This is a genomic window from Photobacterium piscicola (assembly GCF_046058925.1).
GTDB lineage: Bacteria > Pseudomonadota > Gammaproteobacteria > Enterobacterales > Vibrionaceae > Photobacterium > Photobacterium piscicola.
Window position 1 is genome coordinate 2,642,601 of the sequence record NZ_CP175534.1, and the last position, 24,189, is coordinate 2,666,789.

Sequence of the window (24,189 nt, forward strand, 5' to 3'; positions counted from 1 at the left end):
CAAATATGAAAATTATTGGTTTTATAACAGCGATTGGTGGCTTAATCAGTGGTTGTGCCGATCCTCAAGCGACACCATGGCAACGTCAAATAGACATGCCTTGTGATAATAAATCCCATTGTGTATCAACACTTGAACAACGTGAAAAGTTTAAGCTTGCTCCCTTCAGGCTAACCGCTAAAGGTATTCAACGTTGGTCTGATATTATTGCTGTCGCCCAAACGTTACCAGGAGCAAAGCTAATCGAACATGATGATACTTACTTTCATATTGAAGTCACCAGTGCTGTATTTGGCTTTGTGGATGACTTTGAAGTCAAACAACACGCACAACAACTGCATGTAAGATCTATCTCTCGCAGTGGTTATTCTGATTTTGGCGTCAACCGTAAACGAGCACACCAATTTAGAACCCAATTAGTCGAACAACAATTAATTCATGACACATCGACCACCAGCGATTAATACGATACCGCAAATTCACACATCGTAACTCGACTCAAAAAAAACCATGACAATCCAAATGTTTATTTGAATTGTCATGGCTTCATTATGGTGTTGTTAACGCTATTTAATTTACTTTTTTATCTTTACCTAGCGACAATAGCCACACACTCACAGCTGCGACGGCCACAAAACCAGATAAAATAATCACAGGCATTGCTGCATAACCCAACACATGCCAAATTACTGATTCTAGCGTACTCATCATTTCTCCTTTGGTTTATTGCCACCCAGCCACATCTTTCATGTCTGGTAACTTATGGGCAATCCCCTTATGGCAATCAACACAGGTTTTATCGCCAGATGCTAATGCGGTCGAATGCTGTTTTGCACTACGTGGCGCTTGCTCAGAAAAGTCCATATAATTGAACTGATGACAATTACGGCATTCTTGAGAATCGTTATTTTTCATACGTTGCCATTCTCGTTCAGCTAAATGACCACGACGAGCATTAAACTTTTCAGGGGTATCAATTGTACCCATCATATGAGCAACAATTTCTTTTGAAGCCTGTACCTTACGCACAATTTTATCCGTCCAATTATGAGGTACATGACAATCAGAACAAATTGCCCTTACCCCTGATCGGTTAGAAAAGTGTATCGTTTCTTGAATCTCTTTTACGATTGGCGCATGACAACCAGCACAGAATTCTTCTGAGTTAGTTTTTTCCATTACGGTATTAAACCCGCCCCAGAATAATAGTCCGCCCATAAATCCCATAAAGAGAACCAGTCCGACAGCGACTTTACTGGGTGTTTTTAGTCGTAACCAAAATGTTTTTAACAACTTCATAGATCAACCTTTTTACTATTCAGTCACGATTAACGTAATGCACTTACACGTTTAAAGTCATTTTCAACTAATGGCTTAGCGTCTGCTTGAGGCACATGGCACTGCAAACAAAAATAACGGCTTGGTGATACATCAGACAACACTTGGCCTTGCTGTGGTGACACATAATGGGTCACACTGATCTTGGTTGCCCCCATCTCTTTGGCATTTTTCCAACTATGGCAAGCAAGACACTTATTAGCATTAAGTGACACTTCGTAGTGACGAATGGTATGTGGGATCAGCGGTGGCTGATAAATATAATCACTGTCTATTACCCCTTGATCCTTTGGGTAATGCTTCATTAGATCCGCTGGGCGTGTTGCTTCAATTTCAGCTAAACCACGTAATGACTCAAGTCCACCAATGCCACCGGGATTATCTAATTTAGCTGCAGCGGCAATATTTGCCGTTGTCTTCGCGGTTTCAGTTGCTGTCGTAACATTGTTATCATCACTATGTGCAATGCCGGTGAGCATCAGTCCTGCAACTAATACTGCAAAAATTAATTTCTTCATGCTGTTCTCCGTTTCTGTACATATTCTAGTTACAGCGAACGACAACCCTCGTCCGCTGAATTAATTGATTAGATCTTGGTGATCTTGATAGGACATTTCTTAAAATCTGTCTGTTTCGACAATGGATCAGTTGCATCCAAGATCAATTTATTAACTAAAATATTGGCATCAAAGAACGGTACAAAGACCAATCCAACCGGTGGACGATTACGACCACGCGTTTCTACTCGACAGCGTACTTCACCACGGCGCGATGACAATAACACTTCATCACCACGACGAAGGTTACGGGCTTTTGCATCTTGTGGATTGATGTAGCACGATGCGTCTGGCACCGCTTTATATAGTTCTGGTACACGACGCGTCATGGTACCTGTGTGCCAATGCTCTAACACACGTCCAGTACACAACCACATATCATAATCTTGATCAGGCACTTCCGGTGGCGCTTCATAAGGTGCTGAAATGATTAACGCCTTACCATCAGGTTTGCCATAAAAGTCCCAGCCAGTGCCTTTTTTAGCGTAGGGATCAGTGCCTTCTTTAAAGCGCCATTGGGTTTCTTTACCATCCACAACAGGCCAACGTAAACCACGAACTTTATGGTAAGTATCATAAGGTGCTAAATCATGCCCATGACCACGACCAAAACTTGCGTACTCTTCAAAGAGCCCTTTTTGAACGTAATAACCTTGCGCTTGAGCATCATCATTCAATGGTTGCGCTTCGGTTAATGGGAATTTATCAACGTGACCATTAAGGAATAAAATATCGTACATCGTTTTACCGCGGTACTGAGGCATCTTATTAAGTAATGCTTCGTCCCACACTTCTTCAACCTTAAACCGCTTTGAAAACTCCATGATCTGCCATAAATCAGACTTAGCATCACCAGGCGCTTTAACTTGTTGATACCAAGCTTGAGTACGACGCTCAGCATTACCATAAGCGCCTTCTTTTTCAACCCACATAGCCGTTGGTAGAATCAGATCAGACGCTTGAGCGGTAACCGTTGGGTAAGGGTCAGAACAGACGATAAAGTTATCTGGATTACGGTAACCAGGTAAACGCTCTTCATTAATATTAGGACCCGCTTGCATGTTGTTATTACACATCACCCAATACGCGTTTAATTTACCGTCATTCAGCATTCGATCTTGCTGCACGGCGTGGTAACCCGGTTTAGGTGGAATCGTACCTTCAGGCAACTTCCAAATATTTTCAGCAATAGCACGGTGCTTAGGATTAGCAACCAGTAAATCAGCCGGTAAACGGTGAGCAAACGTACCTACTTCACGTGCAGTACCACATGCTGAAGGCTGACCGGTTAATGAAAATGGACTATTACCCGGCGTTGAAATTTTACCGGTTAATAAATGCAAGTTATAAACCAAACTTTGCATCCATACACCACGAGTATGTTGGTTCATTCCCATGGTCCATAAAGACATTACTTTGAGTTTAGGATCGGCATAATATTTAGCTAACTCAACCAGTTTTTCAGGTTCAACACCTGACATTTGTGATGCTTTTTCAAGGGTATATTCCGCAACTGACGCTTTATATTCGTCAAATGTCATTGGGAATAGTTCGCCTGAATTAGGGTTTTCAGCTTGCTTTTGTAATGGATTATCATCACGTAAACCGTAGCCAATATCCGTTTGAGCACGTTTGAAATGAGTATGTTTATTAACAAAATCCCAATTCACAGCATCGTTTTCAATGATGTAATTAGCGATATAGTTAGCAATAGCTAAATCAGTTTGCGGATGGAAAATCATGCCATTATCAGCTAATTCAAACGAACGGTGCTCATAAGTCGACAACACATTTACTTTTACATGGGGATGACTTAAACGACGATCAGTCATTCGTGTCCATAATACAGGGTGCATTTCAGCCATGTTTGAACCCCAAAGTACAAACACATCTGCATGCTCTAAATCATCATAACACCCCATCGGCTCATCAATACCAAAGGTACGAATAAAGCCAACTACCGCAGACGCCATACAGTGACGGGCATTGGGATCGATATTGTTTGAACGAAAGCCTGCTTTCATCATTTTAGAAGCCGCATAGCCTTCCATGACAGTCCATTGGCCTGAGCCAAACATACCAACACCTGTAGGGCCTTGCTTTTTCAATGCTGCTTTCCATTTCTCAGCCATCACATCAAACGCGTGATCCCATGAAATAGGCGTGAACTCGCCTTCTTTATGGTACTCACCATCTTTCATGCGTAATAATGGCGTTTGTAAACGATCTTTACCGTACATTATTTTCGATAAAAAATAGCCTTTAATACAGTTAAGGCCTTTGTTTACAGGTGCTTTGGGATCACCTTGCGTCGCAACCACTCGTCCATTTTGAGTCCCGACTAACACTGAACAACCCGTACCACAAAAACGACAAGGCGCTTTATCCCATTTAATCTTCGTTTCATCAGAACTCACAATTAAATTCGTCGCTGATGCTGGTAACGAAATACCCGCTACCGCAGCAGCTGATGCTGCAGCATTTGCTTTCACAAATGCTCTTCTTGTCATTTTCATAGCTTACCCTCAGCTTGTGTATCGTAGTGCTCAATATGGTGATAGACCAAAAAAGTAATTAATACATGATCTAAATTATTAATTTTATCAATTGCATCTGTTACGTAGCCTTGGTTCTCTGTCTCAAGTACTACGATAATTTTCCCTTCTTCACTTGTCGCAGGAATTTCGGTGTTCGGTATTGCTAAAATCTGTTGGCTAATCGTTGCTAAATATTGTGGCTTAACGTGAACGATAAGGCTTGAGGTATGCACTTCATTTAATGTCATGTTTACTCTCTATAATTCTTTAAATTTAAGGCGTTATCATTTCAATCGCAGCCACAGGGCAACCGCTTATACATGCACCACATCCACTGCAATCAGCCTGATTGATAACAGGTTGAGCAACCTTTGCCACTTGTAAAGAAAAAGTGATTGCTTGTGTTTCACATTGGTCGCCACAACTACGGCATTCAATGTTATTGAGTGCGAGACACGATGAATTAATCGTAGCCACTTGTGTCCATGGAGGTTGGGATTGGAGCTCAAATAAAGGTTCAGGGCACACATCTGCACATTGATAGCAAAAACTACATTCACCTTCCCCATGATGAAAATCCACCACTGGAAAACCACCATCACCTTTTATAATCACCTTTGTTTGGCAAGCATCAATACAAGCATTACAACGTAGACAATGATCAGTGAAGGTATTTTCGTCCTTTATCCAAGGCAAGCGTGGCTGTGGGGATAGCTGCTTACGAGTAAAAAAACCTCGACGGGAACGATTAATCACAGCGCTCTCCTTTATATATGTAAACATTATATGATGACCAATTAATCTCTCTTGCTGTCATTCACTTTCTATTAATGTTCTTTTACGTTATTTTTAAATATCGTCATAACTGCGAACATACCCCCTAAGGGGTAATTGACCCTATACTTTGATCTAGATCAATAAAACATAGTGGATAATATCTAACATTTGCAAATTTATCGTTTAATCAGTCAGTGCAAAATTAGCAGACTCAATATAATCCTAATAAATAATACCTAGCATCCCTTTCCATTAACAATCATTCATATTTATAGGTTGGCGGCAATTCATGCAACAGCAAAAAGTTAATTCCGTTACCACCACAATTGGTCGTTCAATGGTAACTATTCTATTTTTAGTTGCGACAACGACGAGCTTAGCGCTATGTATGTTAGTTTCGAGTCTTAACGATGCGGCAGCAATCAACACAGCAGGCTCACTAAGAATGCAAAGTTATCGCTTGGCATTTGATATCGAAACTCAATCTCCATTACTTAACTCCCATACTATTGAGTTTGATCAATCACTGACATCGCCAACAATGCAGGAATTACATCGTTGGTACACTCCACAAACAATACAGCACCATTACACAGAATTACTCTTAACATGGCAGGCTGTACGTTCAGAATTAGATCAAATAGATAAGGATGGCTATTTAATTCAAGTCGCCCCTTTTGTAGAGCGTATCGATCAATTTGTCTTTGAATTACAACAATCATCCGAAAACAAGTTACATCTTTTAGCACTTATTAGTGCGGTAGGTTTATTACTCATTTTGATGGTGGTGTTATTTACAATCCAATTTACACAGCGCCAAATTGTAGCCCCGCTCAATCAATTAATGGCGGGATGTAAACAAATTAAGCAACATCAATTTTCATTAACCATCAATAATAAGAGTAAAAACGAATTAGGAATTTTAGCGCGCACATTTACCCAAATGGCTGCAGATTTAAATAATTTTTATTACGATTTAGAACAAAGCGTCAATGAAAAAACTCACCGTCTGCGCCATGCTAATGAATCGTTGAAAGTGTTATATAACTGCTCGCAACAACTATCAGTTAGCCGCTTAACTCATCACCATTTTCAACAGATGTTGGAAACATTAATTGCGATTGATGGTTTAACTGCAGCTAAGTTAATTATTGAAGAATCAAATGGCACCACCACTGAAATTACCGTCGGTGAAGAACAATCAACCACTTGGCACCGACAGCAATTATTAATTGATGGTGAAACAATGGGGCAACTATGGTGGCAATATCAATTGCCTTGTCCTGATCTGGCATTGATTGAAAATATCGCTAATATTTTAAGCCGTGGAATTTATTACAACCGAACTCAAAAACAGACCGAGCAGTTATTATTAATGGAAGAGCGAGCGACAATTGCTCGTGAGCTGCATGACTCATTAGCACAGTCATTATCGTATCTTAAAATTCAATTAACACTATTAAAACGACAACTTACTAATACCGACAATCGCCAGCAACAAACCATACAAACTATTGATGAAGAGCTATCAAATGCTTACACCCAATTACGCGAGTTATTGAGTACCTTTAGATTAACCATCAAAGAAGCCAATTTCAGTGAAGCATTAACACAATTATTAATACCATTACGGGAACAAACGCCAGCGCAATTTAACATTGAAAATCACTTACCATCAATGGCATTAATTGCACATAATCAGGTCCATTTATTACAGATTATTCGTGAAGCAGTATTAAATGCAATCAAGCATGCTGATGCCAAGCAAATCAAAATTTCATGTCATCAACAACACGGCATTATTAATGTTGAAATTGCTGATGATGGGGTTGGATTTGATCCCTCAAACTCAAAACTTAATCACTATGGCTTAAACATCATGCAAGAGCGTGCTTCTCGCTTAAAGGGCGAATTAACCCTTTACTCTCAAATCGGCGTTGGCAGTCAAGTTAAGTTGCAATTCGCATTATCAGAAGGATAAAAAGATGACACCTTGGAAAGTAATGATCGTCGATGATCATCCATTAATGCGTAGAGGTATTGGCCAGTTATTGAGTTTCGATACTAAATTTGATGTTATTGGTGAAGCCAGTAATGGTAATGAAGCCATTGCCCTCGCCCATAAACTGCCCGTAGATCTAATTTTGTTAGATCTCAACATGAAAGGTATTTCAGGTTTAGATACTCTGATTACGCTTCGTAATGAAGGCATAGATGCTTGTATTGTGATCCTTACAGTGTCGGATAACCATGCTGATATTAAAACACTTATCGATGCAGGTGCTGATGGCTATTTACTCAAAGATACCGAGCCTGATGAATTAGTCGCTTTACTAAAAACCGCACTAACGGGGGGTAAAGCATACAGTGAAGTTGTAACGGCATTTCTTAATAACAATGGCACTGAAAATACATTATTTTCAAGCTTAACGGAAAGAGAAAATCAAATATTACAAGAAGTAGCCAAAGGCCATAGTAATAAGGTTATTGCAGATTCACTGTTTATTTCAGAAGCCACTGTAAAAGTGCATATGAAAAGTTTATTACGCAAACTGCAAGTCAAATCTCGTACGGCAGCAACAGTACTTTATCTACAAACCTTAGGTTATTAGATACATAAAAAACCGCAGTGATAAACACACTGCGGTCATTAATCATTATGATAGTACTAGCTTACAACGCTAAAGATGTAATTAAATCCTGTTCTCGCGATTCAACCCATTGCAGGTCAAAAGGTCCCCAGTCACTTAATTTATAATACCCATCATTATGACGTCGCCCATCTTGAATAAAAGTCAATTCAATACCAAGCCCAGGTAAGGCTTTTAATACATCTTGAATCGTCCGTCGGGGCCAACCTGTTTGTTCAATTAAACGAGGAACATTAGGACGTTCCGTGTGTTCAACAAGTAAAGCCAGATAAAGTCTACGGGCAAAAACCGGATTCAGTTCCATTGGGGCCTCCATAATATACTGTATCTATTATTGCCCGTTCTCAAACAAGGATGTTGCGTTTGATCAACGAGACATTCGGTTTCATCATTATGGATACAAATAAAGGTGAACTTACTCGCATTATTCTGATTATCATCATTCAAGTAAGTTACCGTAAATACTCCCAATAAAAGTACAACGGTTGCGATAACCTAATAATCTCGCTATAAAAGATAATCTACTTATTATAAAAAAGTCAGTCAAATATGAACACTATCGCTTATGGCATTAAAAACTGCGACACCATCAAAAAAATGAAGCAATGGTTTACTGCTGAAAATATCGCTTATCAATTTCATGACTACCGTACTGATGGGCTTGATCTTGCACAACTTGAAATCTTTGAAGCAGCACTTGGCTGGGAAGCCATGGTCAATAAACGCGGTACAACTTTCCGTCAATTAACCGCAGAACAAAAAGCCAACCTTGATCGAGAGACAGCATTACAATTAATGCTAGAACAACCCGCCATGATTAAGCGCCCGTTATTACAGCATAATAATCATTACTACTTAGGTTTTAAACCTGACCAATATAACGCTATTTTTCTTACTAAATAACAAGGATACAAGGATGTCTGACAGTCCCGTTATTACACTAGCAAAAGATTTAATGTCTCGTCCTTCAGTCACACCTGAAGACGCAGGTTGCCAACAAGTTATGATCGCGCGCTTACAAACATTAGGGTTTAATATTGAAACCATGGTATTTGAAGATACGGTAAATTTGTGGGCTCGTCGTGGCACTCAAGCACCACTGTTTGTGTTTGCAGGTCATACCGATGTTGTGCCTTCAGGTCCTATCGAGCAATGGCATACACCGCCTTTTGAACCCACCATTATTGATGGCTACTTACACGGACGTGGTGCTGCTGATATGAAAGGTTCACTGGCCTGTATGGTTGTTGCGATTGAACGTTTTATTGCCCAAAATCCCAATCATAATGGTTCAATTGCACTGCTCATCACTTCTGATGAAGAAGGCCCATTTATTAATGGTACCACTCGCGTAATTGACACCCTTGAAGCACGTAATGAAAAAATAGACATGTGCATTGTAGGTGAGCCATCAAGTACTGATACTGTTGGTGATATTGTCAAAAATGGTCGTCGTGGTTCTATTACCGGTGATCTGCTCATTAAGGGCATTCAAGGCCATGTTGCCTACCCACATTTGGCCAATAATCCGATTCATAAAGCCCTGCCCGCATTAGCTGAATTAGCCGCAACCCATTGGGACAATGGTAATGACTTCTTTCCGCCAACCAGCTTTCAGATCCCCAATATTGCTGCTGGCACTGGCGCATCAAATGTTATTCCCGGCCAATGTGATATACAGTTTAATTTCCGTTTCAGCACAGAATTAACCGATGTTGATATTAAACGTCGTGTACATTCAATCCTTGACGCACATGGCTTAGACTACGATTTAAAATGGACCTTAAGTGGTCATCCCTTCTTAACTGACAGTGGTACATTAGTTGATGCCGTTGTTGCTGCCATCACTGGCATTAACCATACTCCGCCACAATTGCTGACAACAGGCGGTACTTCAGATGGCCGTTTTATTGCACGCACAGGCGCACAAGTGGTAGAACTAGGACCCGTTAATGCCACTATTCATAAAGTGAATGAATGCGTTAAAGTCACCGATCTTGAACGGCTAACTGACATGTACCAACAGATTCTAAACAATATTTTATAATTACACCCCACCGACGTTCCTCATCATTAATGCTGTTCAGATAACACTATTGAACAGCTAATAATGCGATATTTGATAGATAATTATGCATTGTTATTATCATGAAACCATCGAAGCTAACCGGCATTCTTGATACTCTATAACAATGATTTAGACTCATGATCAATCACGCATATAAGATGCAGTGAATTGATATAGACATTATCGTTGTGAGGTGAATATGGAATGGTTTTTTAATCCTTGGGTTATCTGTGTGATTATTATTGCGGTGATCGCCAGCAATATTGCCGCTTTAAAATACACCGCTTATATGCGTACAGGACTCAAAAAAAGACACCCGCCGCAAACACCATTTGACGACTCTCAGTCATCACACTCCACGGATACTCATAACACTCACGACAACAACCATTCACAGGATAAAAATGACTGATATAAAAACATTAGATAGCCGTATTGTGTACCAAAATAAATGGATGACAGTACGCGAAGATAAAATCCAGCGTCAAAGCGGTGCCGAAGGCATTTATGGTGTGGTTGAAAAGCCCGATTGTGCCGCTATTTTAGCGATTGATAATGGCCACATTCATCTAGTACAGCAATTTCGCTATAGTATTCAACAACGGTGTTGGGAAATTCCACAAGGGGCATGGGAAGCAAACCCGGATGCGGATCATCTTGATCTTGCAAAAGGTGAACTGCAAGAAGAAACTGGATTAATTGCAGATAACATGGTCTACCTTGGCAGCCAATTTATTGCTTATGGTTTTTTAAATCAAACCTGTCACATTTATCTCGCGACCCAACTCCACTCAGCACCAGAGCAACACCGAGATGCTGAAGAAGAAGATCTCATCAGCCAATCTTTTTCTATTATTGAATTTGAAACAATGATCATTAACGGTGAATTAAAAGATAGCGTCACCATTGCCGCATATGGGCTTGCGAAGCTTAAACAAGCAATTTAACACCAATAAAAAAGCTGCCATTTTATCGGCAGCTTTTTTGATATGTATTATATTATGTTATTAGTTACGGACGACTCAGGTAATCAGCAATACCAACCCATTTATAACTGGTCAATTCTTCTAAGCCCATCGGACCTCGTGCATGCAGTTTTTGTGTAGATACCGCAACTTCTGCACCTAAACCAAATTGCGCACCATCAGTAAAACGGGTTGATGCATTCACATATACCGCCGCAGAACCTGCTGCATTAACAAACCGCTCAGCCGCTTGAATGTTATTGGTCAAGATTGAATCTGAATGGCTAGCATTATGTTTACGCATATGCGCAATAGCTTCATCAACATCAGCAACAACCTTAACGCCTAACGTATAACTTAACCATTCAGTATCAAAGTCACCCGCTTCTGCTTTACGCAGTAAGCTTGCTTTACCTTCAAGTAGATTAAACGCAGCATCATCAGCCACTAAGGTTACTTGGGCTTTATTCATGCGCTCAACTAAACGAGGTAAAAAGGTCGCCGCAATCTGTTCGTTAACTAATAACGTATCCAATGAGTTACATGCAGAAGGCCGTTGTACTTTCGCATTTTCAACCACATCTAATGAGCGGGATAAATCAGCACTGTCATCAACATACATATGGCTAATACCAAAGCCGCCAATGATAACGGGAATAGTGCTATTTTCTTTACACATCTTATGTAAACCAGCACCACCACGAGGAATGATCATATCAACATATTGATCAAGCTTAAGTAATTGCGAAACATATTCACGATCAGGCTGTTCGATATATTGCACAGACGCTGCAGGTAAACCCGCTTTAGCTAATGCAGATTGAATTACTTTTACCAATGCCATATTCGAATGGAACGTCTCACGGCCACCACGCAAAATACTCGCATTACCCGTTTTAAGGCACAGAGCTGCAATATCAATGGTTACATTAGGACGTGCTTCATAAATAACACCAACAACACCTAACGGTACTCGACGGCGGCTTAAACGCATACCATTTTCAAGTACACGACTATCAAGTTCTGCACCAACAGGATCATTTAAGTTAATAACATTGCGCACATCGTTGGCAATAGCACAAATACGCTCATCGTTAAGTAATAAACGATCGATTAACGCATCAGACATACCACTCGCTACAGCAGCGTCCGTATCTTGCTTATTAGCCGCAAGAATAGCCGCTTGGTTTGCTTCTAATTCATCTGCAATAATCGCTAGTGCAGTATTTTTTATCGAGGTTGCAGTGGTCGCTAATTCAAACGCAGCCTGCTGCGCCGCTTGTCCCATTATTTCAAGATTCACAATAATTCCTTACTTAAATTCAAATTCAATGCCTGATAAGTTATCGGGTGAATTATCACGACGACTAAATAACGACCATATCATCACGGTGAATAGCAGCATGACCGTATTCATAACCTAAAACCTGATGAATATCATGGCTGTGCTTACCCGCAATTTTAGTCATATCATCACTTGAATAACGACTAATACCCCGTGCTAGTAAGACGTTTTTGCTATCAAAAATACGTACTACTTCACCACGTTCAAAGGTGCCTTTTACCTGAGTGATCCCTTTAGCAAGTAAACTACTGCCTTTTTGCTGCACTGCGGTTACAGCACCATCATCAATCACAATATCACCCGCTGGCGGTGGACCGGCAAGGATCCATTGTTTACGACCTTCAAGTGATGATTCTAAAGGTAGAAAACGTGTTCCCACCGCTTTACCAGCGGCAAGATCAACGATCACATCAACGCGACGTCCCGCAGCAATAATAACTTCAATACCTGCACGGCAAGCCACTTCTGCGGCTTGTAACTTAGTCGCCATGCCACCAGTGCCTAATCCACCAACAGTACCACCGGCTAATTTACGTAATTTATCATCAATGGTATGTACTTCATGGATCAATTCAGCATCAGGATTACTACGTGGATCAGCAGTAAATAAACCTGCTTGGTCTGTCATTAATAATAGTTTATCTGCACCGCCTAAAATGCCCACCAGCGCAGAGAGATTATCGTTATCGCCGACTTTGATCTCAGTGGTTGCAACAGCGTCGTTTTCATTAACAACTGGTACAATGCCATTATCTAATAACGCCACCAACATATCGCGCGCATTTAAATAGCGTTCGCGATCATTTAAATCAGCGCGCGTTAGTAACATTTGACCAATATTGATCCCATAAATACCAAACAAGGTTTCCCACTCTTGAATTAAGCGGCCTTGTCCAACTGCGGCAAGTAATTGTTTACTCGCCATCGTTTTGGGTAGTTCGGGGTAACCTAAATGCTCACGACCAGCCGCGATCGCACCAGAAGTAACAATAATAATTTTATGGCCTTGACTACGTAACATCGCGCATTGACGCACTAACTCAACCATGTGGGCACGATCAAGTTTTAGTGTGCCACCTGTTAGCACGCTAGTTCCTAGTTTGACGACAATTGTATGTGTTGCGGCACCTGCGGCAACGTCTTGCTGTTGTGCTTGAGATTTTTTTGAATCAGCCATGAGATCAAATAGATTGAAATAATAAATGTTCTTTGTTGTATCAATCCCTACCGAAAAGCACAAGAAAAAAACAATGACAAAATCAATATTAATCGGCTTTAGAAGGATGTTTAAGCATAAACATCCTTAATGAATAACCCCTATACCACGTAGCGACAATATCAGTGCATCGTTATGAGAATTTCACAGCGGCAGTATTTCATGTCGCCAGTGGTCATTTGAGTCAACTTAAACCATCAATTAGCTTAGTTAGCTGATAACTCAATTAGCGGGGTTTGAGTTAATTTTGCAGCGGGAGACAATGTTAATTGACACTCATCAATAATAAAGGGCGTTAATTTTGAGTAAAAATCCGTTAATGTTTTTAATACAGCGTCTTTATGTTTTGCAGGTAATTTACCATCAACCCACTCACCTGCGGCATTAAAGCGACCAAAATCATACTCATATTCATAGCCAGTATCGGTTGCCGTCATCACTAACCACCAGCCCCAAAACTCACGTAGTTCAGGTTCTTTTTCAGCATTGACACAACTGGCTAAACAGTCAAAAAAGAACCGTTGAGGTTGTGATTTTTTCTCACGAAGATAAGGACCTATTGCTGTCAATTTAGACATCAAACGGCCATGCGGCGGAAAGCTTGTTGCTATTGTCATTGTTTTGTCCATCCATAGTCAGCGGTATTGAATTCGCAAGTAATACTTACTACCTTTGATATTATCCCTAACGCATTAAAACATACGCTTAGCACAATAATAATTGATTATAGTATGGATAATATTTAACAAAATAACAAACCATAGCTATCAATTTTGCTAACAATATCATGACAATATATTTGGTTATAAAAAAACGGAATCGCACAATAGTACGATTCCGTTACTGTTAAATCTCATATTGTCGCTGTGATAATTATTTCATTTTATCATCAAGCCATTTAACCACTTCAGTCATTACGCGATGGTAACCATCATAAATAGGTTTTGCAGGTAAAGTGATCGCTTTACCACCATAGCTTGATAACGCAATCAATTGGTTATCCATCTCTGGGCAAACAGGATCGTTTTTTAAACCAATACCAAGCATAGGAATGTCAACGCGGCGACGACCAAGTATTCCTTGGTTTTTTAATGACCACGCAGGTAAATGAGATTTAATACTTGCTTCAGCTTGGCCATTCTTACCCATGCGTGATGCCAATACATCCAAATACATCCGTGGAATTTTATCTAATAACTTCGGCTGTGTAAGAAAGCTATTGATAGCTCCCCCGATGCTAACGCAGGTTTTTAGTCGTGTTGGCTCCATAAACCCAAGTCGAATTGCAGCATTACCGCCCATACGCAGCCCTAACATTGCTACATTGCGGTTATCGACCCAAGGCACATCACGGATTTGTTGCAGTAACGCTTGGTGCAAACGGCTGGTATCTTCGGTTAAATTCCAGCGATCACTGTGGCCCACAGATGGCATATCAAGCGTGACCATTGCATATCCAGCAGGGCCTAAATAATCTTCATATAAACGCCACAAATCACTTTGTAATGTTGCTAAACCACCACTGACAATAACTGTCGGTAATAATTTGTCAGTGCGCGGAAGATGAATGAATGCCTCAAAAGTCTTATTTTCATATTTAACATCAATCTTACGCATATCATGCGGCCGTAGTTCAATTGCCTCTCGGTAACTTTGATTGGCCTGTAACTCAGCTTGATCAGCCAGCTGATCACCTTTGATATAAGGATAAGCAGCAATGCTATAATGGGTACTGGCTTTAAATAATAGCTCTGATGCTGCTAGCTTCTCGCCATTATTAGCCGCCGTACGGGCTAATTGCTGATAATTTGAAGCTAACTGTGACCATTCGTAGGTCCAGTTACCCGGACGATAACCAATAACGGTATCAAGTAAATGATCACTGGTACGAGGGGCATTAGAACCCGCTATACGCGCTAAAACAGCTTCTTGCTCAACAGGATCAACACCTTGCCATATCCATTGTGGGCGACGTAAGACACGATACCATTCAAGCTGACTTTCACCATCAAGAGCATTGTTTACATCCCCACTACGGACATGCGCAATCTTAACAATATTCGATGTCTCTTTGCTGGTTTGACGTGGAGCAAATAGCTTCTCTGATAAATTTTGTTTTGATGGTTCCGACACGGCATCCTCCAACGTATATATCACTTCTCTTAATAGACCTAGATAATATACCTAAACGGCTGCCAATAACTAAAATCCATAAAAAAAGACGTCAACAACGTGACGTCTTTGATAAAACTTAGTTTTCAAGCTCGATGATTACCGCAACATAACTTGATTGCTGAATCAGTGCTGAAATAAACGAATTACTTTTTCGCAATAGGATCGACGAAAGTAACCGCCATATCCCAAGGTTGTTCAATCCAAGTATCTTGTGGAATACTAACAACAAAATCATCAACTAAATGCTGACCCGCAGGCTTAGCACATACTGTTACAAACTTAGCGCGTGGGTACATTTCACGAATTTTTTCAGCAGTACCACCAGTATCAACCAAGTCATCAACCACGATAAAGCCTTCACCGTCACCATCAGCTTGCTTGATCACTTTCATATCTCGCTGGTGATCATGATCGTAGCTTGCGATACATACGGTATCAACATGACGAATGCCTAATTCGCGCGCCAAAATAGCAGCTGGCACTAAACCGCCACGACTAACTGCAATAATACCTGTCCACTGCTCTGCTGGTAGCAATTTTTCTGCTAGCTGGCGCGTGTACATTTGCATGTTATCCCAAGTGATGACGAATTTATTACTCATAGTAAAACAACCTCTGAAACAGCGATTTAAAACCGCATAAATTTATGTAAACGTATATAACATTACGCTTATAAGAAAATAATCTTCGCAAGAAATAGCGCTGAAATAACCCATACACTCATGTTTACTTCACGTCCCTTGCCACTCAATGCTTTTACGACCGCAAATGTGATAAAACCAAGACCAATACCTTCCGCAATTGAATAAGTTAAAGGCATTAGTAAACACACAACCACCACCGGCGCCGCTTCTGTTAAATCTCGCCAATCAATCGATACCAAACCTGACATCATTAAAATCGCGACATAAAACAGCGCACCCGCCGTTGCATAGGCTGGAACCATTCCAGCCAATGGGGCAAAAAATAAGGCTAATAAGAATAACACGCCAACTGTTACGGCTGTTAGACCTGTACGACCGCCAACTGCGACACCCGACACACTCTCAACAAAAGATGTGGTATTTGACGTCCCCAATAGTGCACCAATCGAGGTTGCAGTACTGTCGGCTAATAGTGCTCGGTTTAAACGCGGTAATTTGCCGTCTTCACCAATTAAGTTTGCTTTAGTTGCAACACCGACCAATGTGCCTGCGGTATCAAACAAATCAACAAACAAAAAGGCAAACACAATTGAAATTAACCCCACTTCCATCGCGCCTGAAAAATCAAGCTGCATAAAGGTTGGAGCAATGCTTGGTGGCATTGACATAATGCCGTTGTAATCCACTTCACCAACAATAATGCTGATTGCAGTTACAATTAAAATCGCAATTAATACCGCCGCTTTAAAACCACGTTGTACTAAAGAAATCGTCAGGAAAAAACCGAGTGCAGCCATTATTGCTGGAAAACTGGTTAAATCACCGGCGGTGACTAATGTTGCAGGACTCGCCACAACAATGCCTGATGTTTGCAAAGCAATGAACGCTAAAAACAGACCAATACCGGCTGAAATACCGATACGTAATGAATGAGGAATCGCGTTGATAATCCATTCACGGACGCGCATAACACTCAATGCAATAAAGCATAAGCCAGATAAAAATACTGCTGCTAATGCCACTTGCCATGTATGACCCATACCTAAAACAACGGTATAAGTAAAAAAGGCGTTAAGTCCCATGCCCGGTGCTTGTGCGACAGGATAGTTAGCATAAAAACCCATCACAAAGCAGCCAATCATTGCCGCTAAACAAGTAGCAACAAACACTGAACCTTGATCCATTCCTGTACTGGCTAGCATAGTGGGGTTTACAAAAATAATATAAGCCATTGTCAGGAAGGTAGTAACACCTGCCATAATTTCAGTGCGCACAGTTGTGCCATTTTCAGTGAGTTTAAATAACTTTTCTAGCATGCTTCTCGGTTCCTTAGAGATACGCAATAAAGTAACAAACAACGCCAAGAAATAGAAAACGATTGCGCAATCCATTTCGGGGCTGATTATAATCATGCGATCACGCAATTTCCAGATTTTATCGTTGAAAAGCGTAAAACAATAACTATCAGTCTTGATATAACTTAAGTAACGTCTATTTAAAGTATATTTATCAGTTAATTAAAAATAAAACATCCATGGCTATTTTTTGAACATTTACTTTTTAAATAACTAAACAAGTGTTAATAAAGGCCGATAACCAGAATAAAAATGAGGGTATAACATGAAAAGCAGCTAAAAAAACGCCACTTCAAAGGGAAGTGGCGGCAGAATGTTGCAGATAACTGGATAGTGTTATCGAGATATTCTTAATTTAAGGGGATGAACAAACTTGCATTTGTTTCGTTGAAAGCAACAAAACAATAAAATCTAATTAGTAACGGTACGGCGTTGGGTAATGGAAGTTACTTGTATATACAGTACGGTTATTCCAAAAATGTGTCATTGAAGAAAAAATTTTCATTTAAATCACCTTAGTCATAAGTACACCAACGTCATCGTTAGTGGCTTGCCATCGCGGCTCACTTATTCTCGGTTCCTTGGAGGCGATATCTCGGGTTCATCCTGAACATGTCGTGTTAATCATTGTGCCTATCAATTAGGCATGACTAAACTATAGTCAAAATGAAATAAATTTACAACGTTTTTTTTAAGTAGATCACACTTTCTGCTTTTTTAACTTGAGATATGGCTTTTCGTGTAAATTTATTACATTATTATTTGGTTATATTTCAATCCCTCTCTTTTTGGATATTTTTCAGCACATTTGATCATATAAAAGACATAACCACAATTATGATTGAGGATAACGGCATCAGTGCCGTAATAACCGCAGAAATCAGTGCTATAAGATTTTATTATTTGCCCTATCTCCCCTAAAGGCAGAGTGATATGCTAAAACCAAAGCGATAAAAACACTCGCTACCTATTTTGTCATTTTACGGCTAAGACCCTACAAAATGACACTAGCCCAATCTCGTATATTAAAAGGAAGGCTACCGTGTCTGAAATTACTCAACTATCACCAAAAGCTGTTTGGCATTTCTTTGATCAGATTTGTTCAATCCCTCACCCTTCTAAATATGAAGAGCAACTAGCACAATACATTGTGTCGTTCGCACAGGCGGAAGGATTAGATGTTCGTCGTGATAATGCCGGCAACGTTATTATTAAAAAACCAGCAACAGCTGGCATGGAAAACCGTAAAGGCGTTGTACTTCAAGCACACATTGATATGGTGCCACAAAAAAATGAAGACACTGTCCACGACTTTACTCAAGATCCAATTCTGCCATTTATTGATGGTGAATGGGTAACGGCGACAGGCACAACACTAGGTGCAGACAATGGCATGGGTATGGCTACCTGCCTTGCCATTCTAGCGGCTAAAGACATCGAACATGGTCCATTAGAAGTATTATTAACCATCGATGAAGAAACAGGCATGACAGGTGCTTTTGGTTTGGAAGCAGGCTGGCTTGAGGGTGATATTCTATTGAATACTGACTCTGAGCAAGAAGGCGAAGTTTACATGGGTTGCGCAGGCGGTGTTGATGTTGCGTTGACCATTGATATTCAACGCGAAGCTGTTCCGGCTGAACATCAAGCAATTAAATTAGTTGTTAAAGGCCTAAAAGGCGGTCACTCAGGCTGTGATATTCATACTGGTCGTGGTAACGCGAATAAAATAATGGCGCGTTTCTTAGTGGGTCATGCTAATGAGCTTGATTTACGTATCAACAATTTCACTGGTGGTAGCTTACGTAATGCCCTACCACGTGAAGCAAGCGTTGTTGCAACATTACCAGCGGCAAATATCGATAAGCTTAATACGTTATTTGCTCATTACCAACAAATCGTTAGTGCTGAATTAGGCCATGTTGAAACTGACATTACCTTATTTACTGAAGCATGTGCACAACCTAGCGATGTTATGGTACTGGCTGACCAAACACGTTTAATGCATACGTTAAATGTTTGTCCTAACGGTGTTATTCGCATGAGCGATGATATTGAAGGCGTAGTAGAAACATCATTAAACATGGGTGTAATCACGACTGAAACAAACACAGTAACGATCCTATGTCTGATTCGTTCATTGATCGATTCTGGTCGTAGCTACGTTGAAGGTATGTTGCAATCATTAGCGGCACTTACTGGCGCACAGTGTGTTTCATCTGGCGCATACCCAGGTTGGAAACCTGATGCTGATTCTGAAATCATGCAAGTATTCCGTGATACCTATCAGCAGATGTATGGAAATAAACCTAACATCATGGTGATCCACGCTGGTCTTGAGTGTGGCCTATTTAAAGAACCATACCCAGAAATGGATATGCTATCTTTTGGCCCAACAATCAAATTCCCTCACTCTCCAGATGAGAAAGTGAAAATTGATACCGTACAAATGTTCTGGGATCAAATGCTAGCGATTCTGAAAAATATTCCTGTTAAAAAATAACTCGAATAATTGAAGTATGAATTCAAAACGGGCCTCGTGCCCGTTTTTTATTGGGGTGTATTAATCTTTATTATTATCAAAACTAAATGATAACTGCTGGGCTTTTAATCCTTGCTCTAAACCCACACTTAATCCAATAAGACGAATTTCTCGTCCTTGTTGACGTGTCAGTGCTTCTGTTAACAGTGGTATAAATTGCTGTTTATCCAATAACGGGTAACTATGCTCTACTGTTGTTTGCTGAAAATCGGCAAATTTTAATTTTACCCCTTGTTTAGCAATATTCAGTTGCGGCCGTACTTTTCGCAACCGCTGTTCAAGCTCTAAATGTAAGTGCTCAATTACCTGCCAACATTCGTCATAACTGGCTATATTTTTACTAAACGTACGTTCAACGCCAACAGATTTTCGCTGACGTTCCACAATCACTTCACGCTCATCGATACCATGAGCACGTAACCATAATGATTGTCCAAACTTACCGAACTGTTGCAGTAGCTGCTGTTGTGCATAATTTTGAACATCACGGCCGACATACAATCCTTGTTGATGTAGTTTTTGAATAGTGACTTTCCCAACCCCTGGAATTTTCTCCAGTTTTAGCTCTGCGACAAAGTCATCCACTTGTTCGGGGGTTACTACATATTGACCATTGGGCTTATTAAGATCAGATGCTACTTTTGCAATAAATTTAACCGGAGCAATGCCAGCAGATGCCGTTAGTTGCAACTCTTGTTCTATAGCTTGTCGAATATGTTGTGCAATCAAGGTTGCAGAGCCGTGCAACATCTCACAATCACTGACATCTAAATAAGCTTCATCTAATGATAACGGTTCAATTTTATCGGTGTAGCGAGCAAAGATAGCCCGTATTTGCTGAGAAACTTGACGATATATTTCCATTCGTCCATGCACTAACGTTAAATGCGGGCACAGTTTCATTGCTTGTGCAGTCGGCATTGCTGAATGCACCCCATATTTACGGGCGAGATAATTACATGTGCTCACCACCCCTCGTTGCTCAGAACGCCCACCAATAGCGATTGGAATATCACGTAAAGCCGGGTTATCACGCATTTCAACAGCTGCATAAAAGCAATCCATATCAACATGGATAATTTTACGTTGGATAGACAATGGATTGGTCACAGCAAATACTCATTAATGAACACAGCAAATAACTGTTTTTATATACAGTCATTATACGACAATTTACTGAATCAGTGCCAATATAGCAATGACCATTTTTCCAAATGGGGCGATGGAGAATGTAACAGAAGCTACATCACAGCACTTTTTTATCGGCTTGGATTTCATTTAAATTACACTCATAAAAAAACCCAGGTATGACAATTTCGTTGTCGTACCTGGGTTTCAGAGTAAGTAATAACTTACATTGTGTGATTAAAACCGATTATATAATCTGATTTTTCTTCCATTCAGCCTGACGTGCAGCACGAGCTTCTCGTTTTTTACGTGCATCACACGGTTCAGGACAATCACATTCTTTTGCGATACCAATGCCGTCTAAACCGCCACAACTACCACTAACAGACTTACGCTGAAAAATATACCCTACTGCCATTGCAATAATAACCAGTAGAAAAACAGCAAATGTTACTAAATAAATTGCCATGGAAGCCTCTATTATTTTTTATCTACGTATTGCTCAAAAGTCTTTGATTTGTATTCAACAAAGCCATCTTTGGTTTTTACAATCAACATAACAGGAATATTTTCTTGGTTTGCTAGTGCAATTGATTCATCCTCACCCATTACAGAGAAGGTTGTCGCATAAGCATCTGCCGTCATGCATGATGGCGCAATAACAGTTACCGACACTACATGATTATCAATAGGACGGCCAGTTTTAGGGTTAATCAAGTGTGAATAACGTACGCCATTTTCATCAAAGTAATTACGATAATCACCTGATGTTGCAATCGCCATATCACCCGCCTGAAGAATTTCTTGTACCGCACGTTCATTCTCTACTGGTTTTTCAACAGCAATACGCCATAAAACATTGGCTTGATTTTTACCTTGCAAGCGAAGCTCACCACCGACATCAACCATGAAGTTTTTAACGTGTAAATCATCTTTTAGATAATCAGCAACCACATCAACACCATAGCCTTTAGCGATTGATGATAAATCGACATATAACTTAGCTTCATCTTTAATAAGTTTATTATCAGGTAAAACTTTCACATGCTGATAACCCACTTCAGATAAGCGAGTCGTCACTTCTTTATCGGTTGGAATTGATTCAGGGCGTGCTTCAGGGCCAAAGCTCCATAAATTAACCACAGGTCCAACAGTCACATCATAAGCACCATTACTAACCTTAGAGATACGTAAGGCTTCAGTGATCACTTTCGCGGTTGCCGCAGAGACAGGAAAAGCTTTATTGGCTGGCGCTTGATTAAATAAACTTAATTCTGAATTTGGACGGTAAGTCGACATTTGATCGTTAACTAACTCTAAACGACGATCGATCTCTTTTTGAATTTCTTTTGCTGTTGGCAAACCATCTTGATTTATTATTTTAATTGAATAATAGGTTCCCATTGTCGAGCCATTAATAGTGATTTGCTGACGCTGATCACTACAGCCGGCAAGCGCTAACAATGCTGTAATCACAAATACAGCCCGAATAAGGAACATTTTCATTCAACTACTCCAATGAAATAAAGGTAATTTTTACTCTAGGGACCATAGTTAGTCATTACTAACTGATAATAACCACAATAAAAATAACATTATTATTCATTAATAATGAAAAAGGCTGACCTTAATAGGCCAGCCTTCTTTCAAGGCGAAGGGCTAGTAATTAGCCACCGAAATCATCCAATAGAATGTTTTCATCTTCAACACCAAGATCTTTCAGCATGCTGATAACAGCTGCGTTCATCATTGGTGGACCACACATGTAGTACTCACAATCTTCAGGTGCTTCATGATCACGTAAGTAGTTTTCATAAAGAACGTTGTGAATAAAGCCAGTGTAACCATCCCAATTATCTTCAGGCTGTGGATCTGATAGCGCACAATGCCATACAAAGTTAGGGTTCTCTGCAGCTAGTGCATCAAAATCCTCTTCATAGAACATTTCACGCTTAGAACGTGCACCGTACCAGTAAGACATCTTACGCTTAGAGTGTAGACGCTTAAGTTGGTCGAAGATATGTGAACGCATTGGCGCCATACCTGCACCACCACCTACGAATACCATTTCATTTTCAGTGTCTTTCGCGAAGAACTCACCGAAAGGACCAGAAATAGTACACTTGTCACCTTCTTTCAGTGACCAGATGAATGATGACATTTGACCAGGAGCTACATCAGGATTATTCGGCGGCGGCGTAGCAATACGTACGTTTAGCAAAATAATACCGAACTCTTCTGGGTAGTTAGCCATTGAGTAAGCACGGATGATATCTTCATCAACCTTAGACTCGTAGCGGAACAAGTTAAACTTATCCCAGTCGCCACGGTACTCTTCTGGTACATCAAAGTCTGAGTATTTAATGTGGTGAGCCGGTGCTTCAATCTGAATGTAACCACCAGCACGGAAAGGTACTGTTTCGCCATCAGGAATTTGAAGCTTAAGCTCTTTAATAAAGGTTGCTTTGTTATCGTTAGAAATAACAGAACATTCCCACTTCTTCACACCAAAAATTTCTTCAGGAAGCTCGATGTCCATGTCAGATTTAACGTTAACCTGACACGCTAGACGTTCGCCTTCACGTGCTTCACCTTTAGAAATGTGATCAAGTTCTGTTGGTAGAATATCACCACCACCAGATTTAACTTTTACACGACACTGACCACAAGAGCCACCGCCACCACATGCTGATGATACGAAAATACCGTTAGCAGAAAGTGCATTCAGTAGTTTACCGCCCGCACCTGTAGTGATCGCTTTTTCTGGATCGCCGTTTACTGAGATAGTAATGTCACCTGATGGTACTAGCTTAGATTTAGCGAATAAAATCACTAAAACTAGAGCCAGGATAATCAAGGTAAACATGCCTACGCCAAGAATAATATCCATT

25 protein-coding genes are annotated in these 24,189 nt (G+C 40.3%); 8 read left to right on the top strand and 17 right to left on the bottom strand.

Annotated features, from left to right (window positions below; all coding sequences use genetic code 11):
* The first annotated feature begins 5 nt into the window (after positions 1–5).
* A complete protein-coding gene (locus ACJZU6_RS12525; RefSeq protein ID WP_107276193.1) occupies positions 6–464 on the top strand; it encodes a DUF1499 domain-containing protein in 459 nt (152 codons plus the stop codon).
* A gap of 106 nt (positions 465–570) precedes the next feature.
* Here the strand turns inward: ACJZU6_RS12525 and ACJZU6_RS12530 are convergent, their stop codons facing one another.
* From ACJZU6_RS12530 to napF, 6 genes are all read right to left on the bottom strand, one after another.
* Positions 571–708, bottom strand: a complete 138-nt coding sequence (locus tag ACJZU6_RS12530; protein WP_080157073.1) for a TIGR02808 family protein — start codon at positions 706–708, stop codon at positions 571–573.
* A gap of 15 nt (positions 709–723) precedes the next feature.
* Positions 724–1,299 (bottom strand): NapC/NirT family cytochrome c, encoded by a 576-nt coding sequence (locus ACJZU6_RS12535; protein ID WP_060999543.1) that lies wholly within the window; start codon positions 1,297–1,299, stop codon positions 724–726.
* Between the two features lie 29 nt (positions 1,300–1,328).
* Positions 1,329–1,856 (bottom strand): nitrate reductase cytochrome c-type subunit, encoded by a 528-nt coding sequence (locus ACJZU6_RS12540; RefSeq protein ID WP_080157075.1) that lies wholly within the window; start codon positions 1,854–1,856, stop codon positions 1,329–1,331.
* A gap of 68 nt (positions 1,857–1,924) precedes the next feature.
* Positions 1,925–4,411: a periplasmic nitrate reductase subunit alpha gene (napA, locus tag ACJZU6_RS12545; protein ID WP_080157077.1), complete on the bottom strand. Its 2,487-nt coding sequence runs from the start codon at positions 4,409–4,411 to the stop codon at positions 1,925–1,927.
* Positions 4,408–4,680 carry a chaperone NapD gene (locus tag ACJZU6_RS12550; protein ID WP_080157079.1) on the bottom strand — a complete coding sequence of 91 codons (273 nt, stop codon included), beginning with the start codon at positions 4,678–4,680 and terminating at the stop codon, positions 4,408–4,410. The genes napA and ACJZU6_RS12550 overlap by 4 nt, the downstream gene beginning before the upstream one ends.
* Positions 4,681–4,705: 25 nt before the next feature.
* The gene (napF, locus tag ACJZU6_RS12555; protein ID WP_107276194.1) at positions 4,706–5,188 is read right to left on the bottom strand and encodes a ferredoxin-type protein NapF; all 483 of its coding nucleotides are present in this window, start codon (positions 5,186–5,188) and stop codon (positions 4,706–4,708) included.
* Positions 5,189–5,498: 310 nt separating this feature from the next.
* On the opposite strand from napF, the gene narQ reads away from it, so the two are divergent.
* Both narQ and ACJZU6_RS12565 read left to right on the top strand, forming a co-directional pair.
* A complete protein-coding gene (narQ, locus tag ACJZU6_RS12560) occupies positions 5,499–7,190 on the top strand; it encodes a nitrate/nitrite two-component system sensor histidine kinase NarQ (RefSeq protein WP_080157083.1) in 1,692 nt (563 codons plus the stop codon).
* 4 nt (positions 7,191–7,194) lie between these two features.
* Entirely contained in the window at positions 7,195–7,821 is a 627-nt protein-coding gene (locus ACJZU6_RS12565; protein ID WP_210434276.1) for a response regulator, read from the top strand.
* Between the two features lie 61 nt (positions 7,822–7,882).
* Here ACJZU6_RS12565 and ACJZU6_RS12570 read toward each other — a convergent pair whose 3' ends face one another.
* Positions 7,883–8,164: a helix-turn-helix domain-containing protein gene (locus ACJZU6_RS12570; RefSeq protein WP_036795756.1), complete on the bottom strand. Its 282-nt coding sequence runs from the start codon at positions 8,162–8,164 to the stop codon at positions 7,883–7,885.
* Between the two features lie 245 nt (positions 8,165–8,409).
* Here ACJZU6_RS12570 and ACJZU6_RS12575 point away from each other — a divergent pair, with 245 nt between their 5' ends.
* From ACJZU6_RS12575 to ACJZU6_RS12590, 4 genes are all read left to right on the top strand, one after another.
* On the top strand, positions 8,410–8,763 hold the full coding sequence (locus ACJZU6_RS12575) for an ArsC family reductase (protein WP_080157084.1): 354 nt from the start codon (positions 8,410–8,412) through the stop codon (positions 8,761–8,763).
* A 13-nt stretch (positions 8,764–8,776) separates the two neighbouring features.
* A complete protein-coding gene (gene dapE / locus ACJZU6_RS12580; protein ID WP_408900375.1) occupies positions 8,777–9,907 on the top strand; it encodes a succinyl-diaminopimelate desuccinylase in 1,131 nt (376 codons plus the stop codon).
* A gap of 220 nt (positions 9,908–10,127) precedes the next feature.
* On the top strand, positions 10,128–10,340 hold the full coding sequence (locus ACJZU6_RS12585) for a DUF2897 family protein (RefSeq protein ID WP_080157088.1): 213 nt from the start codon (positions 10,128–10,130) through the stop codon (positions 10,338–10,340).
* On the top strand, positions 10,333–10,875 hold the full coding sequence (locus ACJZU6_RS12590) for an NUDIX hydrolase (protein ID WP_327768655.1): 543 nt from the start codon (positions 10,333–10,335) through the stop codon (positions 10,873–10,875). The genes ACJZU6_RS12585 and ACJZU6_RS12590 overlap by 8 nt, the downstream gene beginning before the upstream one ends.
* A 64-nt stretch (positions 10,876–10,939) precedes the next feature.
* On the opposite strand, the gene ACJZU6_RS12595 is transcribed toward ACJZU6_RS12590, so the two are convergent.
* The 6 genes from ACJZU6_RS12595 to ACJZU6_RS12620 all read right to left on the bottom strand — a co-directional run bounded on the left by ACJZU6_RS12595 (position 10,940) and on the right by ACJZU6_RS12620 (position 17,589).
* On the bottom strand, positions 10,940–12,181 hold the full coding sequence (locus ACJZU6_RS12595; RefSeq protein ID WP_080157194.1) for a glutamate-5-semialdehyde dehydrogenase: 1,242 nt from the start codon (positions 12,179–12,181) through the stop codon (positions 10,940–10,942).
* Positions 12,182–12,260: 79 nt separating this feature from the next.
* Positions 12,261–13,415 (bottom strand): glutamate 5-kinase, encoded by a 1,155-nt coding sequence (proB, locus tag ACJZU6_RS12600; RefSeq protein ID WP_408900376.1) that lies wholly within the window; start codon positions 13,413–13,415, stop codon positions 12,261–12,263.
* Between the two features lie 245 nt (positions 13,416–13,660).
* Positions 13,661–14,071 (bottom strand): sigma factor-binding protein Crl, encoded by a 411-nt coding sequence (crl, locus tag ACJZU6_RS12605; RefSeq protein ID WP_080157093.1) that lies wholly within the window; start codon positions 14,069–14,071, stop codon positions 13,661–13,663.
* Positions 14,072–14,327: 256 nt separating this feature from the next.
* Entirely contained in the window at positions 14,328–15,587 is a 1,260-nt protein-coding gene (frsA, locus tag ACJZU6_RS12610; RefSeq protein ID WP_080157095.1) for an esterase FrsA, read from the bottom strand.
* 185 nt (positions 15,588–15,772) lie between these two features.
* Positions 15,773–16,231, bottom strand: a complete 459-nt coding sequence (gpt, locus tag ACJZU6_RS12615) for a xanthine phosphoribosyltransferase (RefSeq protein WP_080157097.1) — start codon at positions 16,229–16,231, stop codon at positions 15,773–15,775.
* A 68-nt stretch (positions 16,232–16,299) separates the two neighbouring features.
* On the bottom strand, positions 16,300–17,589 hold the full coding sequence (locus ACJZU6_RS12620) for an NCS2 family permease (RefSeq protein WP_408900377.1): 1,290 nt from the start codon (positions 17,587–17,589) through the stop codon (positions 16,300–16,302).
* A 1,081-nt stretch (positions 17,590–18,670) separates the two neighbouring features.
* Between ACJZU6_RS12620 and ACJZU6_RS12625 the strand changes: the two genes are divergently transcribed.
* Positions 18,671–20,131: an aminoacyl-histidine dipeptidase gene (locus ACJZU6_RS12625; protein ID WP_080157100.1), complete on the top strand. Its 1,461-nt coding sequence runs from the start codon at positions 18,671–18,673 to the stop codon at positions 20,129–20,131.
* Between the two features lie 60 nt (positions 20,132–20,191).
* Here ACJZU6_RS12625 and dinB read toward each other — a convergent pair whose 3' ends face one another.
* The 4 genes from dinB to nqrF form a co-directional block, all read right to left on the bottom strand.
* Positions 20,192–21,280: a DNA polymerase IV gene (gene dinB, locus ACJZU6_RS12630; protein ID WP_297480730.1), complete on the bottom strand. Its 1,089-nt coding sequence runs from the start codon at positions 21,278–21,280 to the stop codon at positions 20,192–20,194.
* A 265-nt stretch (positions 21,281–21,545) separates the two neighbouring features.
* Complete coding sequence (gene nqrM / locus ACJZU6_RS12635) at positions 21,546–21,767, bottom strand: (Na+)-NQR maturation NqrM (protein ID WP_036795773.1); 222 nt, start codon at positions 21,765–21,767, stop codon at positions 21,546–21,548.
* A gap of 11 nt (positions 21,768–21,778) precedes the next feature.
* Positions 21,779–22,804, bottom strand: coding sequence for an FAD:protein FMN transferase (locus ACJZU6_RS12640; RefSeq protein ID WP_080157104.1), 1,026 nt, complete (start codon positions 22,802–22,804; stop codon positions 21,779–21,781).
* Positions 22,805–22,964: 160 nt separating this feature from the next.
* Positions 22,965–24,188 (bottom strand): NADH:ubiquinone reductase (Na(+)-transporting) subunit F, encoded by a 1,224-nt coding sequence (nqrF, locus tag ACJZU6_RS12645; RefSeq protein ID WP_080157106.1) that lies wholly within the window; start codon positions 24,186–24,188, stop codon positions 22,965–22,967.
* Between the last annotated feature and the right edge of the window lies 1 nt (position 24,189).

Coding starts and splice junctions, on each gene's coding strand:
- ACJZU6_RS12525 (WP_107276193.1), top strand. CDS start 6: ATGAAAATTATTGGTTTTATAACAGCGATTGGTGGCTTAATCAGTGGT.
- ACJZU6_RS12530 (WP_080157073.1), bottom strand. CDS start 708: ATGAGTACGCTAGAATCAGTAATTTGGCATGTGTTGGGTTATGCAGCA.
- ACJZU6_RS12535 (WP_060999543.1), bottom strand. CDS start 1,299: ATGAAGTTGTTAAAAACATTTTGGTTACGACTAAAAACACCCAGTAAA.
- ACJZU6_RS12540 (WP_080157075.1), bottom strand. CDS start 1,856: ATGAAGAAATTAATTTTTGCAGTATTAGTTGCAGGACTGATGCTCACC.
- napA (WP_080157077.1), bottom strand. CDS start 4,411: ATGAAAATGACAAGAAGAGCATTTGTGAAAGCAAATGCTGCAGCATCA.
- ACJZU6_RS12550 (WP_080157079.1), bottom strand. CDS start 4,680: ATGACATTAAATGAAGTGCATACCTCAAGCCTTATCGTTCACGTTAAG.
- narQ (WP_080157083.1), top strand. CDS start 5,499: ATGCAACAGCAAAAAGTTAATTCCGTTACCACCACAATTGGTCGTTCA.
- ACJZU6_RS12565 (WP_210434276.1), top strand. CDS start 7,195: ATGACACCTTGGAAAGTAATGATCGTCGATGATCATCCATTAATGCGT.
- ACJZU6_RS12570 (WP_036795756.1), bottom strand. CDS start 8,164: ATGGAACTGAATCCGGTTTTTGCCCGTAGACTTTATCTGGCTTTACTT.
- ACJZU6_RS12575 (WP_080157084.1), top strand. CDS start 8,410: ATGAACACTATCGCTTATGGCATTAAAAACTGCGACACCATCAAAAAA.
- dapE (WP_408900375.1), top strand. CDS start 8,777: ATGTCTGACAGTCCCGTTATTACACTAGCAAAAGATTTAATGTCTCGT.
- ACJZU6_RS12585 (WP_080157088.1), top strand. CDS start 10,128: ATGGAATGGTTTTTTAATCCTTGGGTTATCTGTGTGATTATTATTGCG.
- ACJZU6_RS12590 (WP_327768655.1), top strand. CDS start 10,333: ATGACTGATATAAAAACATTAGATAGCCGTATTGTGTACCAAAATAAA.
- ACJZU6_RS12595 (WP_080157194.1), bottom strand. CDS start 12,181: ATGGGACAAGCGGCGCAGCAGGCTGCGTTTGAATTAGCGACCACTGCA.
- proB (WP_408900376.1), bottom strand. CDS start 13,415: ATGGCTGATTCAAAAAAATCTCAAGCACAACAGCAAGACGTTGCCGCA.
- crl (WP_080157093.1), bottom strand. CDS start 14,071: ATGACAATAGCAACAAGCTTTCCGCCGCATGGCCGTTTGATGTCTAAA.
- gpt (WP_080157097.1), bottom strand. CDS start 16,231: ATGAGTAATAAATTCGTCATCACTTGGGATAACATGCAAATGTACACG.
- ACJZU6_RS12620 (WP_408900377.1), bottom strand. CDS start 17,589: ATGCTAGAAAAGTTATTTAAACTCACTGAAAATGGCACAACTGTGCGC.
- nqrM (WP_036795773.1), bottom strand. CDS start 21,767: ATGGCAATTTATTTAGTAACATTTGCTGTTTTTCTACTGGTTATTATT.
- ACJZU6_RS12640 (WP_080157104.1), bottom strand. CDS start 22,804: ATGAAAATGTTCCTTATTCGGGCTGTATTTGTGATTACAGCATTGTTA.
- nqrF (WP_080157106.1), bottom strand. CDS start 24,188: ATGGATATTATTCTTGGCGTAGGCATGTTTACCTTGATTATCCTGGCT.